Consider the following 17,439-nt stretch of genomic DNA (forward strand, 5'->3'; position numbering starts at 1 on the left):
AAACGATTATTTTCGTGGCTCAATGAGCGAACGCCTGCACATATTAAAACGCTGGACAACCATTTGTTTCCTGCTGTGCCTACAGCTGGTAACCGGTGTCACGCCTGTGTTTTCAGCACATCGCCATTTAATGCTGCGCGATATCGCCATCCAGCAAACGCAGCAGGACCAATTAGAAAATCTCATCCATAAACTTCCGGTACAACTGGAAGCAGATGATGACGGCACTGATGTATGGCAGGTTACGAAACACCGGCGTAAAACCCGCTGGTATCTTTCCTCCACTGCGCCACAGGTAAGTACCGCCACCCGTATCGTATACCTCGATGCAGATAATACTGCACGCAGCATATATATTCCTATTAACAAAACCGGAGAATACGAACGTCAGAAGTCCTTTCTGCCAGCGTACTACTCATTCCTCTTCCGGTTTACCCCTTTCTGAATACACTACCTTTTCCATTTTTCATTTGTAATTTTTTTTAGGGAGATGCCTGCCTTTTCTGCTATCACCGCGGAATAGCATCTTACTGTGTTGTATTCACAAATTCCGGTAAAACCGGGATCAATATTTTATTGCTATGCGTCAATATACAGGGATCCTTACATCGCTGATCGCCCTTTTTATGGCTGGTTGTGCCACCAAAGGAGAAAGTACTAATAAAGAAGATTTAAAGACATTGCCAGTTACCGTACTGGTTACCAAAGATACCATCCTGCACCGCTCATACGTTACAGATATACAGGCAGTGCAAAACGTGGAAATACGTGCACGTGTAAACGGTTTCCTCGATAAAATATACATCGATGAAGGCCAGGAAGTTAAAAAAGGCCAATTGCTTTTCGGCATCAGCGACGCCGAATACCGCGCCGAACTCACTAAAGCAAAAGCAGTACTGAGCAGCATGATCGCAGAAAGCAAAGCGGCCGCACTGGAACTGGACCGCGTTACCATGCTGGTGGATAAAAAAGTAGTGGCCGCCTCTGAACTGGAGGTTGCCAAAGCCAAGCTGGCAGCGGCTCAGGCTAAAATCGAAGAAGCCCGGTCTGCTGCCGACAATGCCGAAATGCGCCTGTCGTACACCAGCATCCGCGCTCCTTTCGATGGGATCATTGACCGCATCCCACTGAAAAAAGGAAGCCTTATCAGTGAAGGTACCCTGCTTACTACGGTATCGGATACACGTGAAATATATGCTTACTTCAACGTATCAGAAACAGAATATCTCCAATACAACAAAGCATTAGCCAAAGGCGATAACAGCTACCGCCAGGTAGCACTGGTGCTGGCAGATGGCTCCGATTATCATCACATGGGCCACATAGAAACCATAGAAGGAGAATTTGAAGAAAACACCGGCTCTATCGCCTTCAGGGCACGCTTTCCCAACCCATCCAAACTCCTTAAACACGGCGCCAGCGGTAAAGTACGGCTCACCACCGAAATGGATAGCGCCATAATTATTCCGCAAAAAGCAGTATTCGAAATGCAGGACAAAAACTACGTATTTGTAGTAGATGCCGCCAATAAAGTGAAGATGAAAAACTTTATTCCGGCCGCCCGCTTTGCACATTTCTACATCGTGAAATCCGGTCTGCAACCCGGTGAACGAATCGTTTGTGAAGGCGTACGCAACATCCGCGACGGCATCGAAATTGCCCCGCGCAGCCTGCCTATGGATAGTTTACTGACTTTATAATCACGCGCTTTTAAGCCGAAATCAAGGAACCAATGTTTGACACTTTTATAAAACGACCGGTGCTATCACTGGTCATATCGCTTATTATCACACTGGTAGGCTTATTGGCCCTGTTCACCCTTCCAGTGACACAATTCCCGGATATTGTGCCGCCTTCCGTAACAGTAACGGCCAAATATACCGGCGCCAACGCGGAAGTATCGGCCAAGGCGGTATCTACCCCGCTGGAAAGAGCTATCAACGGCGTACCCGGTATGACGTATATGTCGTCTGTATCCAGTAACGACGGGATCACCGTAATCCAGGTATTTTTCCAGGTAGGAACAGATCCCGATCAGGCAGCCGTAAACGTACAAAACAGGGTAGCCACCATTATTGATGAATTACCGGAAGAAGTAATTAAAGCCGGTGTGACAACGGAAAAAGAGGTAAACAGCATGCTGCTCTACCTCAATATTATGAGTGAAGACACCACGCTGAATGAACAATTCATCTACAACTTTGCAGATATCAACGTACTCCAGGAACTGAAACGTATTGACGGAGTAGGTCGTGCAGAAATCATGGGGGCCAAGGAATACGCCATGCGCGTATGGCTGAAGCCCGATCGTATGCTGGCTTACAACGTTTCCGCCGATGAAGTCATCCAGTCTATCCGCAAACAAAATATCGAAGCCGCCCCCGGTAAAACCGGCGAAAGCTCCGATAAAAATCCACTGATGCTGCAGTACGTTTTACGATACACCGGTAAATTTTTTGAACCGGAACAATACCAGCAAATTGTACTCCGCGCCGGACAAGATGGCTCTGTACTTCACCTCAAAGACGTAGCCGACGTTGAGTTTGGCTCACTCACTTATAGCATGGTATCCAAAACAGATGGAAAACCTTCTGCGTCTATCATGCTCAAACAACGTCCCGGCTCCAATGCCCGCGAAGTAATTAACAACGTGAAGGCGAAAATGGAAGAAATGAAAAATACTTCCTTCCCGCCCGGCATGACCTTCAACTTTAACTACGACGTATCCCGCTTCCTCGATGCATCTATTCATGAAGTAGTGCGCACACTGTTTGAAGCATTCCTGCTGGTATTCATTGTAGTATTTATATTCCTGCAGGATTTTCGTTCTACCCTCATTCCTGCGCTGGCCGTGCCTGTAGCCCTGATTGGTACCCTGGCCTTTATGCAGATGATGGGCTTCTCTATTAACCTGCTCACACTCTTTGCACTGGTACTGGCCATTGGTATTGTGGTAGATAATGCCATTGTAGTAGTAGAAGCCGTACACGTAAAAATGAGTGAAGAGCATCTTCCGCCCCTGGAAGCCACGCTGGCGGCAATGAAGGAAATTAGCGGTGCATTGGTAGCCATCACACTGGTAATGTCGGCGGTATTTATTCCGGTAGCATTTTTATCCGGTCCGGTGGGCGTATTCTACCGGCAATTTTCCCTCACATTAGCCATTTCTATTGTTATTTCCGGTATCAATGCCGTAACGCTAACGCCTGCACTCTGCGCTATCATGTTGAAGGATACGCATGGTAAACCACGCAAAAAGAATCTCCTGCAGCGGTTTTTCAACAGCTTCAACAAAGGCTACAACGCCACTGAAAATAAATATGCCAGGTTGATCAGCTTCATCGCCGGCAGAAGACTCATTACTTTGGCCTGCCTTATATTTTTCTTCGCTGCTACCTGGGGCATCAGCGCCATCCTGCCTTCGGGCTTCATTCCTACGGAAGACCAGGGAATGATCTACGTAAACGTAACCACGCCTCCCGGCGCTACCGTGGAGCGTACAGAAGAAGTGCTGGACCAGGTACAGGCCATCGCCGCCAAACTGGGCGAAGTAGAATCTGTATCTACACTGGCCGGCTATAGCCTTGTCAATGAAGTAGCAGGCGCCTCCTATGGAATGGGTATGGTGAATCTCAAAACCTGGGATCAGCGTAAGGCATCCGTACAAGACATTATCGAACAACTGCAAAAACTCACCGCTGATATTGCCGACGCCAGCATTGAATTTTTCCCACCGCCCACCGTTCCTGGCTTCGGTAACTCCAGCGGGTTTGAATTACGGTTGCTGGATAAAAGCGGTAGCGGCGACTTACGCCAAACTGCCCAAATCACTAACCAGTTCATCGATGCATTAAAAAAACGACCAGAAATAGGAAGTGCTTTCACCAGTTTTGACGCGGAATTTCCGCAATACCTGATTCATGTGGATCAGGCCATGGCAGCCAAGAAAGGCGTGAGCATAGAAAATGCGATGAATAACCTGCAAACCTTAATGGGCAGCTTCTACGCCTCTAACTTCATCCGTTTCGGACAAATGTATAAAGTGATGGTGCAGGCGGATCCGCATTACCGCACCAAACCAGATGACCTGCTACGCCTCTACGTAAAAAACGACCGGGGCGAAATGGTGTCTTACTCCGACTTTGTAAAACTGGAACGCGTATACGGACCGGAGCAGCTGACCCGCTACAATATGTACACCGCCGCTATGATCAATGGTGACGCCAAACCTGGCTTCAGTAGCAGCCAGGCCATTGCAGCCGTACAGGAAGTAGCCGCCAAAGAACTACCCCGTGGATATAGCTATGAGTGGAGTGGTATGACAAGGGAGCAGATTCTTTCCGGCAACCAGGCGATTTATATTTTCATGATTGTACTCGTATTCGTGTACTTGTTGCTGGCAGCACAGTATGAAAGCTTCCTGTTGCCATTGCCGGTACTATTATCGCTGCCTGCCGGGATTTTCGGGGCCTTCTTATCGCTCAAATTACTGGGACTGGAAAACAACATCTATGCACAGGTAGCCCTGGTGATGCTGATTGGATTGCTGGGGAAAAATGCTATCCTCATCGTGGAATTTGCGATCCTGAAAAATAAACATGGCGCAACCGTACTAACAGCGGCAAAAGAAGGCGCAGTATCCCGTTTACGTCCCATTCTCATGACCTCCTTTGCTTTTATTGCGGGATTGATTCCACTTTGCATTGCTTCAGGCGCAGGCGCCATGGGCAACCGTTCCATTGGTACTGCCGCCGCAGGAGGTATGCTCATCGGTACCATTTTCGGGGTCATCATCATCCCCGGCTTGTATGTACTATTTGCATCTATGATCCCTCAGAAAAAGGTTTCACTTAAAGTTTACACAAATGAATAAACGTATTTATCAATATACATTATACGCTTGCCTGGCCACTACGGCCATGGCTTGCAGCACCCAAAAGGAAGTGCAGCTACCGGAACGTATTACCGTTCCCGTTAGCTCCACTTCCACCGGAGACACCCTTTCTCTTCAACACTTTTCGCAGGTATTCAGTGATCCGCATTTACGGGCACTGATCGATACTGCACTGCATCGGAACTTCGACCTGCTGTCTGCCGCGCAGCGTGTTACTACCGCGCAAGCCAACCTGATGATGGCAAAAAATGCGTGGCTGCCAACGCTCAACGTAGCCTTGTCTGCTGGTGTAGATAAATATGCGGATTATACCCTCAATGGCGTCGGTAATTTTGATACCAACCTGTCGCCTAACATTAATAAAGATCAACGTATTCCGGGCCCTACGCCCGAGTACTTCGCAGGCCTGAGAAGCAGTTGGGAAATAGATCTCTGGGGCAAACTCAAAAGCCAGCGCCAGGCAGCCTATGCCCGATTCCTGGGTAGCCAGCAGGGACGCCGACTGCTCACCACACAAATAGTGGCGGGTGTTTCCGGCCTCTACTACGAACTGGTAGCGATGGACAATGAACTCGCTATCATACAACGTAACATCAAGCTGCAGGAAACTGCTGTTGCCACTGTACATATTCAAAAAGACGGCGGACGTGCTACAGAACTGGCAGTACAACAATTTACCGCACAGCTGCTCAGTACACAGGCATTGGAATTTGGGGTAAAACAGGAAATTGCTGCACTGGAAAACCAACTCAATGCTTTATTGGGACGCCTGCCACAAACGATTACGCGCAGTCATCCGAAAGAATTACAAACATTACCCGGCGCTATCCAGCAGGGTATTCCCGGCCATTTGTTACTGCAACGTCCGGATGTACAACAGGCGGAACTGGAATTACAGGCCGCTAAAGCAGATGTAAAAGCAGCAAGGGCAGCTTTCCTCCCTTCCTTTACTATTACGCCTTATGCAGGGTTCAATGCGTTTAAAGCAGGATTGCTGTTTCAGTCGCCCGCATCCATTGCCTGGGGCGCAGCAGGGAGCTTAATGGCCCCTGTCTTCAATAAAAAACAACTAAAGGCACAGTATAATATCAGCACCGCCGGTGCATTTACGGCTTTCTACGATTATCAGCAGGCCATTGTAAATGGATACCAGGAAATTGCTTCTGCGCTGAATAAAGTGGATAACCAGCAACAGGCCTTTGCGCTGAAAAACAAGGAGGTATTGGTATTGCAGGAAGCCGTGTCAACGGCCAATGTATTATTCACTACCGGGTACGCCAACTACCTGGAAGTGATTACTGCACAAAAAAATGTACTGGAGGCTGAATTGGCGTTAGTTACTACCCGCCGGAACGTTTACCAGGGAATGGTTTCCCTGTACCGGGCGCTTGGAGGGGGCTAAGGCTTTTGTATTGTCCGGGATTAAACTGGTTATACTGATTTTTATTTTTCGATTTTAAAAGATATGAGAAGATAAATTCGTTTAAATCTTCCAAAAAGATCCAAATTCTTTCAAAATCAAAAAATAAAAATCAGTATAACCAGTTTAATCCCGGACAAGCCAAAATTCCAGTTATTTCTTCTTATGGGAAAATATCCAGGTCATTAACCCCGGTTCTACAAAAACATTGTCCCAGCTATTATGACCTACGCCGGCATATTCGGTATACTTCTCTTCTGCTCCCAGCGCTTTCAGTTTCGCGTCGTAGGCACGTGAAGCTTCGGTAGGTACTACCTTATCTTCTCCTCCATGGAAAATCCATACAGGCACTTTCTTCGCAAAACGGTGGGCTTCGGCCACATTGCCGGCGCCGCAAATCGGAAATGCTGCCGCAAATGTTTTAGGCCGGGTGCTGATCATATAAAAAGTTCCCATACCGCCAAGCGATAAACCACCTATATACACCCGCCTGGTATCTACTTTTCCACTGGCCAGTAAGCTATCCAGCAGAGAGTTCAGCAGGGCAGTAGGCGGTGTCGGGCCTTCATTGAGCGGGAAATCGCCACGGATAACTTTACCGCTACTGTCGCGATCAAACTTCATTGGCGCCCAGGTCTGATCCGGCGGACATTGCGGGAAAAGAACAAAAGCCGGGTACTTGGCGCGGATACTGTCACGCAGGAACATATCGCCGCCATGCAGCAACTGTGCATTGTTATCGGTACCCCTTTCCCCTGCCCCATGCAGAAAAATAACCAGCGGATATTTTTTATTGGTATCATAGTTTGCCGGTAACAGCAAACGGTAGCGAAGTACATCACCTTTACGGCTAAACGTTTGATAAGTATACTGTGGAAGATCCTGTGCAGCCGCTACTATACCAGCCAGGAGCAGGCAGCCAAGGAGAAAGCTTTTCAGATAACGCATATTAGAATTTTGTACCTAATATACTACCGGAAAATCAGTATTTCAGTGTGAAGTGTTGTTTGACTTTAAAATCTTTCCTGAAAAATACCAACCCAATGAAAAACAGGTCAATAGTCATGGTCACCTGCGGGTGATCCTGAATGGTATGCCAGGCGGCTTCCATATCTGGGGTCCAGTGGATATCATCAAATATAAAAACGGAATACTCGTCGGCAAACTGCAGGCATTGTTCAAAATATGCCAGCGTCGGCTCCCTGCGGTGGTTCCCGTCTATATAAACCCAGTCGGGTAACTGCATTTTTTTTAATACATCAGGCAGTACCGTATCAAAGTTGCCGGTGATTTGCTCAATGTTTTTGATATGCAGGGCTTCAAAATTTTTAGCGGCTCGGGCTGCAATATTAGGACAACCTTCGATGGTGTAAATGCGGGCATGTGGGGCCGCTTTAGCCATATACGCCGTAGAAAGGCCCATAGAAGTCCCTAATTCAAGGATTCTGCCTGGTTGGAGGTATTGTATCAGCCGGTAAAACAACTGCCCGAATTTAGGCTGTTTGGCGGCGTAACGGGTAATGTCCCGGACGCGGCGCTCGTTACCGGCTGATATCAGGGAACCAGCGCCAAGGTCGGTTACCTGGAGTGTTTCCTCACTTTTCAGTAATTGTTTGCGCAACTGTTCTATCTCCCGGAAAGCAGCATGCTGCTTTTTGTCCAGCAATACATCCTCTATGAGTGCATACACAAAAGGTGAATGTACATCATGACGATTGCCTGAAGTAAAAAAATACTTCAGATACTTTCCCGCTAAATTATACTGTTGCGCTAAACCCACTGACTATCTTAATTTTAGTAAATCTTTCCTTTCATCAAACCCCACATATGCAAACGATGCTGCAGGGATACCCTTAATACACCCAGGCCATAAATAGCGCTGCGCTTGAAATTGATACTGGAAGCCTCATCGAAATATTTAGTAGGACAAGTTACCTCTGCAATATCATATCCTTTCATAAATATCTGAGACACCATTTCATTGTCAAAAACAAAGTCGTCATTGTCAACATTATAGTTGATATTACGTAACACTTCTGCCGAAAAAGTACGGTAACCGGTATGATATTCACTCAACTTCTGGCCAATCAGAATATTCTGGGCCAATGTTAAACAACGGTTAAATATGTACTTATACATCGGCATTCCACCCTTCAGCGCGCCCTTGCCCAGGATTCTGGATCCAAATACCACCGGATACACATCGTTGGCAATAATACTGCACATTGCCATAATCAGCTTAGGCGTATACTGGTAGTCGGGATGCAGCATCACTACAATATCAGCTCCTAATTCCAACGCTTTGTTGTAACAGGATTTCTGATTTCCGCCATAACCCTTATTCTTGTCGTGACGAATCAGATGCTTAATACCCAGCTGTCGCCCTACTTCCAGGGTTTCATCCTTACTGGCATCATCTACCAATACCACATCGTCAACTATTTCAAATGGAATTTCCCGGAATGTTTTTTCCAGCGTAAGCGCTGCGTTGTAGGCCGGTAATACAACCACAATCTTTTTATTATTCAGCATGAAAGCGGATCAAATTTGGACGCAAAGGTAAGTCACCTGTCGATAATTAAAAATATATCATTGAAAACCATTATTTCACCACCTATCATGATTTAATTTTAACTGTTATTAATTATTTATCTTTGCATGATGATGTTTTTGGCATCATATTTTCTTAAATTTTTGTTAACAAAAAGCAAAAACAACATGTTAAAACACCTACCAACGGAAATGAAGCATGCTAAACGCTTGACACACAAGCCCGATGAGTCGTTACCGTTAGTACATCTGGCCCTAAGATGCTTTGCTACAGGATGGATTAAATTTATATCAGCACCTCTTGTTTTACTTTTTACACTCCAGACGGCGTATGCACAGGATCCGGAACTGAAAGGAACCGTTGCCCCTGTCATCAAAACCCAGGATACCACCATTCGTAAATTATTGGAAGAAGTACAACGGATTACAGATAATGACAAGCAGAATTCTAACGCTATTCAAGCGTTACTGCAGGGGAAGGACTTCGATAATATGACCAAATATGACCTGATCAAGAATAATATTATCAATGCCAGCGAAACTTACTACCTGCTGAATAAAAAAATAATAGATCTCAAGTCACGTACTACTACCAACAACCTGGATGTGTTCATTACTTCCCTCAACAACCCGGAAAGTAAAGCACTCGGGTTTTCCCTGAGCGACCGTATCGTAGAACTGGTAGAAAAAATCATTCTCAAGAATAAAGGAGATAAAAGTGAGAAGAATTCCAAGATTGTTGAATCTACCAAGTCGATCATCAACAGTCCTATCTTCCAAAGCTTTACCTCTCTTACGCCACCGCTGGCCATCGCCAATTCTGTGATGAACTTCCTGCATAGTGTGAGCGTAAATAACAAACAGATTAATCAGAAGTCATTACAGGAATTCGAAAAGGAGCTCAACAAATACGTTGTATATTATACTGCATTAAATGATGCCAACCAGAAGTTCGAATATGGCCTGAACTTTAACAAAGATCAATTGAGTCTCCTGCAGGACAACCTGTTTGATCACCTGTCGTTCACTGCTACTTCCATGAAGTTTCCGGCGCCGCAAAAAGGCAATCAGAGCCTGAGCCAAACCATGAATGAATATTTCATTGACTTCAAAAAAGAAAAAGTAGTAGACTACTTCAATAAACTGGAAGAAAAATATTCCAAAGGCAAACGGATCGATTATGAATCCCTGCTTCGCGAAAATTCTTCCCTGAAAGAAGTAAACAACCAGCTGGAAGACCTGGTATTACAAACCAAACGATTTGAAAATCTGTACAATGAGTATTTCACCCTGCTGGATTCTTACTATACCAAAGTAAACAGCTCGCTGAAAATTGCACAGGACAATGGTTTGGCAGATAAAAGTATTATCGATACCAAACAGGCAGAGTTCAGAAACCTGAAAACGGAAGCAGTAGGCGAAATACAGGCGTCTATCAACATCCGTGAGCTGTACACCAATACAGAAAAAATCAAGTATAGATACAGAATATTCTAGGCGGCGAAAGGCACCGGAAAGAGCTTAAAACAGCACAAAAAGCCATTGAGGCGAGTAACCTAAGCGTGTTAGTATGCGAAGTAGTTATCCGCCTCAATGGCTTTTTCCTTTGCGCTTTCTGCTTTAAGTTTTTCCTATAGATTTTATTGATACCTTTGCCCCATCAATTAGAGGAACATGACAACAGTTCAATTGGAGTATATTGTTGCGGTAGATACTTACAGAAGTTTTATCATGGCAGCGGAGAAGTGCTTTGTGACTCAGCCAACGCTCAGCATGCAGATACAAAAACTGGAGGATGAACTAGGCATTAAATTGTTTGATCGTAGCAAATTACCGGTAGTCCCTACAGAAATTGGTGTGTCGGTAATCGCACAGGCAAGGATTATCATCAAGGAAAATGCGCGCATCCGCGAAATCATTGCCGACCAGAAAAAAGAAGTACAGGGTAACCTGAAAGTAGGCATTATCCCTACCTTGGCGCCATACCTGCTACCCCGTATTCTCACCGGATTTATGAAGAAATACCCAAAGGTAAAACTGGAGATCTGGGAATATCCTACGGAACAGATTATGCAGCAACTGAAACAGGAATTGCTGGATTGCGGTTTGCTGGCTACTCCCCTGCATAATCCACACCTGGAAGAACATCCGCTGTTCTATGAATCGTTTGTGGTATACACCTCGAAAAGCAGCCCATTATTTGAGAAAAAAATAGTGAAGGCAGAAGAACTGGATATTAAAGAAGTGTGGTTACTGAATGAAGGGCATTGCATGCGCAACCAGGTACTGAATATCTGTAAGGATAAATTCACTATGGGAGACAACAAAAACCTGGAATACAACACCGGCAGTGTGGAAACGCTGAAAAGAATGGTAGATCTCAACGAAGGTTATACCATTTTACCGGAGCTGTCCTTACAGGACCTAACTACCCGCCAGTTGAATATGGTACGTTATTTTAAGGCCCCTGAGCCGGTAAGGGAAATCAGCCTGGTAACACATCGCCACTTCATTAAACAGGCGCTGATAGAAGCCTTTAAGAAAGAAATCCTGGTGCATGTACCGGATAAAATGAAGGCACAGAAGAATAAAAAAATAATAGAAATATTGGAGGAGCATAAAGCGTAAAGCAGAAAGCTTAAAGCTATTAAAGCGAATGACCAGAGCGAGTATTGAATTACTCATACGCTCTGGTCATTCGCTTTAATAGCTTTGTGCTTTCAGCTTTATGCTTTATGCTTTTTTAGCCGGTGTATAATATTTCATTGCTTCCGGCATCAGTTGCTGTAATTTCTGTACACGGGTAGCATCACTTGGGTGAGTGCTTAAAAATTCTGGTGGCTTTTGTCCATTGCTCATATTCGCCATACGGGTCCAGAAAGGAATAGATTCCTGTGGATTGTATCCGGCCATGGCCATGAAAATCACGCCCAGGTGATCTGCTTCCAGCTCATTGCCGCGGGAAAACGCCAGCATACCTAAATTACCCCCTACACCAAAAGCCTGGTTAAACAGGTTGACTGCAGTAGGATTCTTGTTCAGGGCTACAGCGCCTGCCACCTGTATACCTTGTACTACCAATCCCTGGCTCATACGCTCGTTACCATGGCGGGCAATAGCATGCGCTATTTCGTGTCCCATTACACAGGCCAGTGCTGTTTCATTTTGTGTAACGGGCAACAGACCTGTATATACCACTACTTTACCACCAGGCATACACCAGGCGTTCACTTCTTTATTATCAACGAGGTTGAATTCCCATTTGTAACTAGCGACTTCACTACCCATATTATTTTGGGTCATATACCGGGTAACGGCGTTGGCAATACGCTGTCCTACCCTTTTGACCATTTCAGCGTCTTTACTGGTTGATTGAGCCACTACCTTATTGGAGGATAAAAATGATTGGTATTCCTGCAGCGCCATAGACTGCATAGTGCTTTCAGGCAGGAGATTTAGCTGACTGCGACCAGTAATGGGGACACGTGTACATGCCGCCATAGCAAGGCTAGCAGTAAAGAACAAAACATACTTTTTCATGGGAGCATTAATTTAAAAGTGCGTTAAACGCAAAAAGCAAAAAGCAAAAAGCATGCACAATTTTGTTGGCCATGGCTTTTTGCTTGATGCTTTTTCTAATATAACTATTTACTAGTTCTTATCTTTCTTATTCTTAAACAACGGTACTTTACTTTCCACTCCTTTCAATAACCGTGTAATATTTTTCTGGTGGGTTAATACCACCATCAGCGCTACCGCTATTGCAAAGATGCGATAAAATATCTCTGGTTCATTAAAAATGTACAAAATCAATATCGGGAAGGCAATACTGGCAATAATGGAACTCAATGATACATATCTTGTTAAAAACAGGATCATTAAGAAAACTCCTACACAGCATAACGCTACCAGCGGCTGAATGGCCAGTACCAAACCAAATAAAGTGGCAATACCTTTACCACCCTTGAAATTTGCCCAAATAGGGAAAATATGGCCAACTACGGCAGCCAGACCAAGTCCTATCTGAAGATTCACCAGCTGTGTGAGGTTCGCCGGATCGTGGTAATAAGGAGCCAGATAAGCTAAGCGCACGGCTAACACACCTTTCAGCATGTCTACGACCATTACAAATGTACCAGCCTTGGGGCCCAGTACCCTAAAAGTATTGGTAGCACCGGCATTGCCGCTACCATACTCCCTGATATCCATACCAAAAACGCCTTTACTTACCCAGACAGCTGTGGGAACAGATCCAATCAGATAAGCACAAATAAGCAATAAAATTTCTACCATCACTACAAGTTAGGAATGCTAAGATAACAATTTCTGTGTTAAAATAGTGACAATATTAGAAAAGATTGTAACACAAAAGTTGGATTATCAACACTTTTTATATGTAACTTTTAATCTATTATGATACAGGGACTGCAAATTGCAGGGCCAGCCAGTTGTCCTTTTCTATTTTGCGTTCTTTTTTAAAGCCCTGGGTCTCTGCCGCAGCTACAATAACGGGCTCATCAGTTGGTAAAATGCCACTCAACAGTAATTTGCCTCCAGGTACAATCAGGCGATGCATATCTCCCATAAACCGTAATAAGATGTTACAGTTGATATTCGCCAGCAATATATCATATTTTTCGGTAATAGCATCAAGTTGATCCGCCTGCCAAACTTTTACTTTACGCATTTGGTTGGCGGAAATGTTTTCTTCGGTATTGTTAACCGCCCATTCATCATAGTCGATAGCATCTGCAGTGGCGGCTCCCATCATTTCTGCCAGGATCGCTAAAATACCGGTTCCCGTGCCAAAATCAAACACTTTCTTGCCGGAAAAATCGATATCCTGCATCAGCTTAATCATGGATGCCGTGGTGGCATGATGCCCGGTGCCAAAGGCCATCTTGGGCGTAATCACTATTTCATAGGTAGGCGCTGGTGTAAAAGGCGGATGAAAATCTGCCCGGATACCACAAAAATCATCTACCTGAACAGGTTCGAAGTTGCTTTCCCACACGGCATTCCAGTTCACCGGCAAAATCGTTTCCTTCGTATAGGTGACGCCGTGAGTACCCAGGATTTCCTGCAAGGCAGCCTCCTCGAAATCAGCTTCAGGAATATAGGCAATCAAATGATCGGTCTGTTCTTCAAAACCTTCATAATTCAATTCCGATAGCTGCGCAATCAACAGGTCAAACTGTTCTGCACCTGTACGCATTGTAATAGCAATATAAGACATAGCTTACAAAGGTAAGCAGAAAGGAGAAAGCAAAAAGCAGAAAGCTATTGAGGCGATTGATGAGAGCGAAGATTATTTTCTGCTTTAATCAATCGCCTCAATAGCTTTCTGCTTTTTGCTTTCTCCTTTCTGCTTCTTATATTTGATTAATAAATAATATAAAATATCCTATGAAAGCACTATTCCTCCTGCTGGCCGGCGTGGTATTATCCCTGTCCGGTATGGCCCAGGTGATTAAAGTTCGCCAACCGCTGGAACCCATCGCTGACTCTATCGTGTATCAGACCGAAAATGTAATACTGATTTTTGACCGCAGTCATCTCCGCGACTATATGGTTACCATGGACACCACGCTCCGGAATGCAAAGTACAGCAATAGAGTATTCAACAGCGTACAGCTTTCCCGCCTGAATGCCATTGATATGGGGAATCACTTCCTGAAAGCCTACTGCTACCTGGAAGACAGTACCAACAAAGACTTCAACTACAGTACCGGCAAAATGAATATGCTATGGGCAGAAGATGGTGGTATTATGTTGCCTTATGTGGAAGAAATACTGCCCGATCTGCTGGCGGCGGGCTCGTTGAGAGTAATTGACCGCATGACAAAGGCGGTGCAGCCCATCTACAAAATGATTGCAGAACCTATCCAGGGCAACAACTATCGCGTATTCCGCATGAACAGTGGCAAAGAGATTTTCAGAGAAAGCACTTTCCGGGTAGAACAACTTACTAAGAGATAGCAGAAGGCATAAAGCTGAAAGCAAAAAGCTATTGAGGCGATTGATTAAAGCGGAAAATAATCTTCGCTCTCATCAATCGCCTCAATAGCTTTTTGCTTTCAGCTTTATGCCTTCTGCTAAAAAAAAGCAGCCACCAAAGTGACTGCTTTCTTTTTTATTTAATTTCAGTTATCTGCTAGCTATAACAGTGCTTATTCAGCATCGAAAGTTGGCTCCTGTGGTTTGTCGTTACCGGAGTTGTAATTTCCGCCACCACGGTTACCATCACGGTTGAAATCACGTCTGTCGCCACCACCGCGTCTGTCATCACCGCCACGTCTGTCGTCACGGGGACCACGTCTGTCGCCACCACCACGTCTGTCATCACCACCGCGTCTGTCGTCGCGATACTCACGTTCGCCACGCTCTTCGCGTTCTGGTCTTTCCACATAACCTTCTGGTTTAGGCATCAGCACTTTGCGGCTCAGCTTAAACTTACCGGTTTTAGGATCAGTACCAGTCAGTTTCACTTTCACTTTTTCACCTTCTGTCAGTACACCTTCCATGGTTTCCAGGCGTTTCCAGGAAACTTCGGAGATGTGGAGCAAGCCTTGTTTACCAGGCATGAACTCAACGAAGGCGCCATAAGGCATGATAGATTTTACTACAGACTCATATACTTCCCCTACTTCAGGTACAGCAATGATGCCTTTTACCCATGCAACTGCTTTATCAAGACCTTCTTTCTGTGCAGAGAAGATGCTTACTTCACCAGTTTCACCAACTTCTTCGATGTTGATGGTAGTACCGGTTTCGCGTTGAATTTCCTGGATAATTTTACCACCTGGTCCGATTACAGCGCCGATAAATTCACGGTCGATGATAATCTTCTCCATACGTGGTGCATGTGGTTTAGGTTCAGGACGGGCAGCAGGAACCACTGCGTACATCGCTTCCACGATATGTAAGCGGCCTTTCTTGGCTTGTGCCAGTGCAGAGCGCATTACATCCATGCTTAAACCATCTACTTTAATATCCATCTGGATACCCACAATACCATCGCGGGTACCAGTTACTTTAAAGTCCATATCACCCAGGTGATCTTCATCGCCCAGGATGTCGGTCAATACCGCCCATTTGCCATCGGAGGCGCGGGAGATCAGACCCATTGCCACACCGGAAACGTGTTTAGGCAAAGGTACCCCTGCGTCCATCAGTGCCAGTGAACCGGCACATACGGTAGCCATGGAGGAAGAACCGTTTGATTCGAGGATATCAGATACTACACGCACGGTGTAAGCGTAGTCGCTGCCTGGCATCATTTGCTTCAGGGAACGCATCGCGAGGTTACCGTGTCCAACTTCACGACGGCCGGGACCGCGCATCATTTTCACCTCACCGGTAGAGAATGGAGGGAAATTGTAATGCAGGATGAATTTGGAATAATTGGAAACAGCAGCCGATTCAATCAGCAGCTCATCTTCTGGTGTACCGAGGGTAACAGTAGTCAGGGACTGTGTTTCACCACGGGTAAACAGGGCAGAACCGTGCGGAGAAGGCAGGATATCTGTTTCCATTGCCAGTGGACGAACCTGATCCAGTGCACGGCCATCCAGACGAACGGATTCATCCAGGATCATGTTACGGATCACTTCTTTTTCCAGATCATGCAGGTATTCTTTTACCAGCGGTTGATCTTCTTCCGGCAATTCTCCCAGGTGTTCTTTCAGCTCATCGCCGATAGCTGCAAACGCATCGCTGCGGTCGTGCTTGGCGGAAGCGGATTTAGCTACCTGGTAAATTTTATCTTTGGCAAAAGCTTCTACTTTCGCTTTCAGTTCTTCGTTCTGGTGAGGTTGTGCGTATTCACGTTTGCCTTTCACACCTTTCAGGTCGCGCAGCTCTTCCTGGGCTTTCACCTGCACTCTGATGGCAGCATGTGCCGCCTCAATAGCGCTGATCAGGTCTTCCTCCTGGCATTCTTTACTTTCACCTTCCACCATCATGATGTTCTTATCGGTAGCACCGATAATGAAGTCCATGTCAGCTTTGGCGAGTTCTGTACGGTTAGGGTTGATGACAATTTTACCATCGATACGTGCCACACGTACTTCGGAAATAATTTCCTGGATAGGAACGTCAGAAACAGCCAGTGCAGCTGAAGCAGCCAAACATGCGAGTGCATCCGGCATTACTTCAGGATCGGAAGATATCAGGGTAACAAGTACCTGTACTTCACAAAAATAGTTATCGGGGAACAGGGGGCGCAGCGCGCGGTCAATCAAACGGGAAATCAATACCTCAGAATCAGACAACCGGCCTTCACGCTTGAAAAAGGAACCGGGTATGCGGCCGGCAGAAGCAAATTTTTCCTGGTAATCAACTGTAAGGGGGAAGAATGACTGGCCTGGTTTGGGTTCTTTATTTGCTACCACAGTGGCCAGCAAAATAGCATTCCCTAAACGCACCGTAACCGCACCATCAGCCTGACGGGCCAACTTACCGGTTTCGATGGTCACCATACGACCGTCTCCTATATCGAACTTCACTGAAATAGGTGTCAGATTCATAATAAAGTGAGGATTAAAAATAAAGTTATCCTTTTTTGATCCCTAAG

At 45.5% G+C, this 17,439-nt stretch carries 14 protein-coding genes; 7 read left to right on the forward strand and 7 right to left on the reverse strand.

Annotated elements, in window-relative coordinates:
- Positions 1-22: 22 nt before the first annotated feature.
- The 4 genes from J7623_RS02905 to J7623_RS02920 all read left to right on the forward strand — a co-directional run bounded on the left by J7623_RS02905 (position 23) and on the right by J7623_RS02920 (position 6,296).
- On the forward strand, positions 23-445 hold the full coding sequence (locus J7623_RS02905) for a hypothetical protein (RefSeq protein WP_291916969.1): 423 nt from the start codon (positions 23-25) through the stop codon (positions 443-445).
- 136 nt (positions 446-581) lie between these two features.
- On the forward strand, positions 582-1,700 hold the full coding sequence (locus J7623_RS02910) for an efflux RND transporter periplasmic adaptor subunit (protein WP_291916970.1): 1,119 nt from the start codon (positions 582-584) through the stop codon (positions 1,698-1,700).
- 32 nt (positions 1,701-1,732) lie between these two features.
- Positions 1,733-4,873: an efflux RND transporter permease subunit gene (locus J7623_RS02915; protein ID WP_291916971.1), complete on the forward strand. Its 3,141-nt coding sequence runs from the start codon at positions 1,733-1,735 to the stop codon at positions 4,871-4,873.
- A complete protein-coding gene (locus J7623_RS02920; RefSeq protein ID WP_291916972.1) occupies positions 4,866-6,296 on the forward strand; it encodes an efflux transporter outer membrane subunit in 1,431 nt (476 codons plus the stop codon). The genes J7623_RS02915 and J7623_RS02920 overlap by 8 nt, the downstream gene beginning before the upstream one ends.
- Positions 6,297-6,467: 171 nt before the next feature.
- On the opposite strand, the gene J7623_RS02925 is transcribed toward J7623_RS02920, so the two are convergent.
- From J7623_RS02925 to J7623_RS02935, 3 genes are read right to left on the reverse strand one after another with little or no spacing between them, the layout of a single operon-like run.
- Positions 6,468-7,262, reverse strand: coding sequence for a PHB depolymerase family esterase (locus J7623_RS02925; protein WP_291916974.1), 795 nt, complete (start codon positions 7,260-7,262; stop codon positions 6,468-6,470).
- A 34-nt stretch (positions 7,263-7,296) separates the two neighbouring features.
- Positions 7,297-8,094, reverse strand: a complete 798-nt coding sequence (locus J7623_RS02930; protein WP_291916975.1) for a class I SAM-dependent methyltransferase — start codon at positions 8,092-8,094, stop codon at positions 7,297-7,299.
- A gap of 14 nt (positions 8,095-8,108) precedes the next feature.
- A complete protein-coding gene (locus tag J7623_RS02935) occupies positions 8,109-8,846 on the reverse strand; it encodes a glycosyltransferase family 2 protein (protein ID WP_291916976.1) in 738 nt (245 codons plus the stop codon).
- 186 nt (positions 8,847-9,032) lie between these two features.
- Between J7623_RS02935 and J7623_RS02940 the strand changes: the two genes are divergently transcribed.
- Positions 9,033-10,361 carry a hypothetical protein gene (locus tag J7623_RS02940; RefSeq protein WP_291916977.1) on the forward strand — a complete coding sequence of 443 codons (1,329 nt, stop codon included), beginning with the start codon at positions 9,033-9,035 and terminating at the stop codon, positions 10,359-10,361.
- Positions 10,362-10,538: 177 nt separating this feature from the next.
- A complete protein-coding gene (locus J7623_RS02945) occupies positions 10,539-11,492 on the forward strand; it encodes a hydrogen peroxide-inducible genes activator (protein ID WP_291916980.1) in 954 nt (317 codons plus the stop codon).
- Positions 11,493-11,597: 105 nt separating this feature from the next.
- On the opposite strand, the gene J7623_RS02950 is transcribed toward J7623_RS02945, so the two are convergent.
- The 3 genes from J7623_RS02950 to prmA form a co-directional block, all read right to left on the reverse strand.
- Positions 11,598-12,404: a M48 family metallopeptidase gene (locus J7623_RS02950; RefSeq protein ID WP_291916982.1), complete on the reverse strand. Its 807-nt coding sequence runs from the start codon at positions 12,402-12,404 to the stop codon at positions 11,598-11,600.
- A 111-nt stretch (positions 12,405-12,515) separates the two neighbouring features.
- Positions 12,516-13,157, reverse strand: coding sequence for a glycerol-3-phosphate 1-O-acyltransferase PlsY (gene plsY / locus J7623_RS02955; RefSeq protein ID WP_291916984.1), 642 nt, complete (start codon positions 13,155-13,157; stop codon positions 12,516-12,518).
- A gap of 118 nt (positions 13,158-13,275) precedes the next feature.
- The gene (prmA, locus tag J7623_RS02960; protein WP_291916986.1) at positions 13,276-14,100 is read right to left on the reverse strand and encodes a 50S ribosomal protein L11 methyltransferase; all 825 of its coding nucleotides are present in this window, start codon (positions 14,098-14,100) and stop codon (positions 13,276-13,278) included.
- Between the two features lie 170 nt (positions 14,101-14,270).
- Here prmA and J7623_RS02965 point away from each other — a divergent pair, with 170 nt between their 5' ends.
- Complete coding sequence (locus J7623_RS02965) at positions 14,271-14,843, forward strand: hypothetical protein (RefSeq protein WP_291916988.1); 573 nt, start codon at positions 14,271-14,273, stop codon at positions 14,841-14,843.
- Between the two features lie 191 nt (positions 14,844-15,034).
- Here the strand turns inward: J7623_RS02965 and J7623_RS02970 are convergent, their stop codons facing one another.
- A complete protein-coding gene (locus J7623_RS02970; protein ID WP_291916989.1) occupies positions 15,035-17,392 on the reverse strand; it encodes a polyribonucleotide nucleotidyltransferase in 2,358 nt (785 codons plus the stop codon).
- Between the last annotated feature and the right edge of the window lie 47 nt (positions 17,393-17,439).

Source organism: Chitinophaga sp. (assembly GCF_017745275.1).
Classification (GTDB): domain Bacteria; phylum Bacteroidota; class Bacteroidia; order Chitinophagales; family Chitinophagaceae; genus Chitinophaga.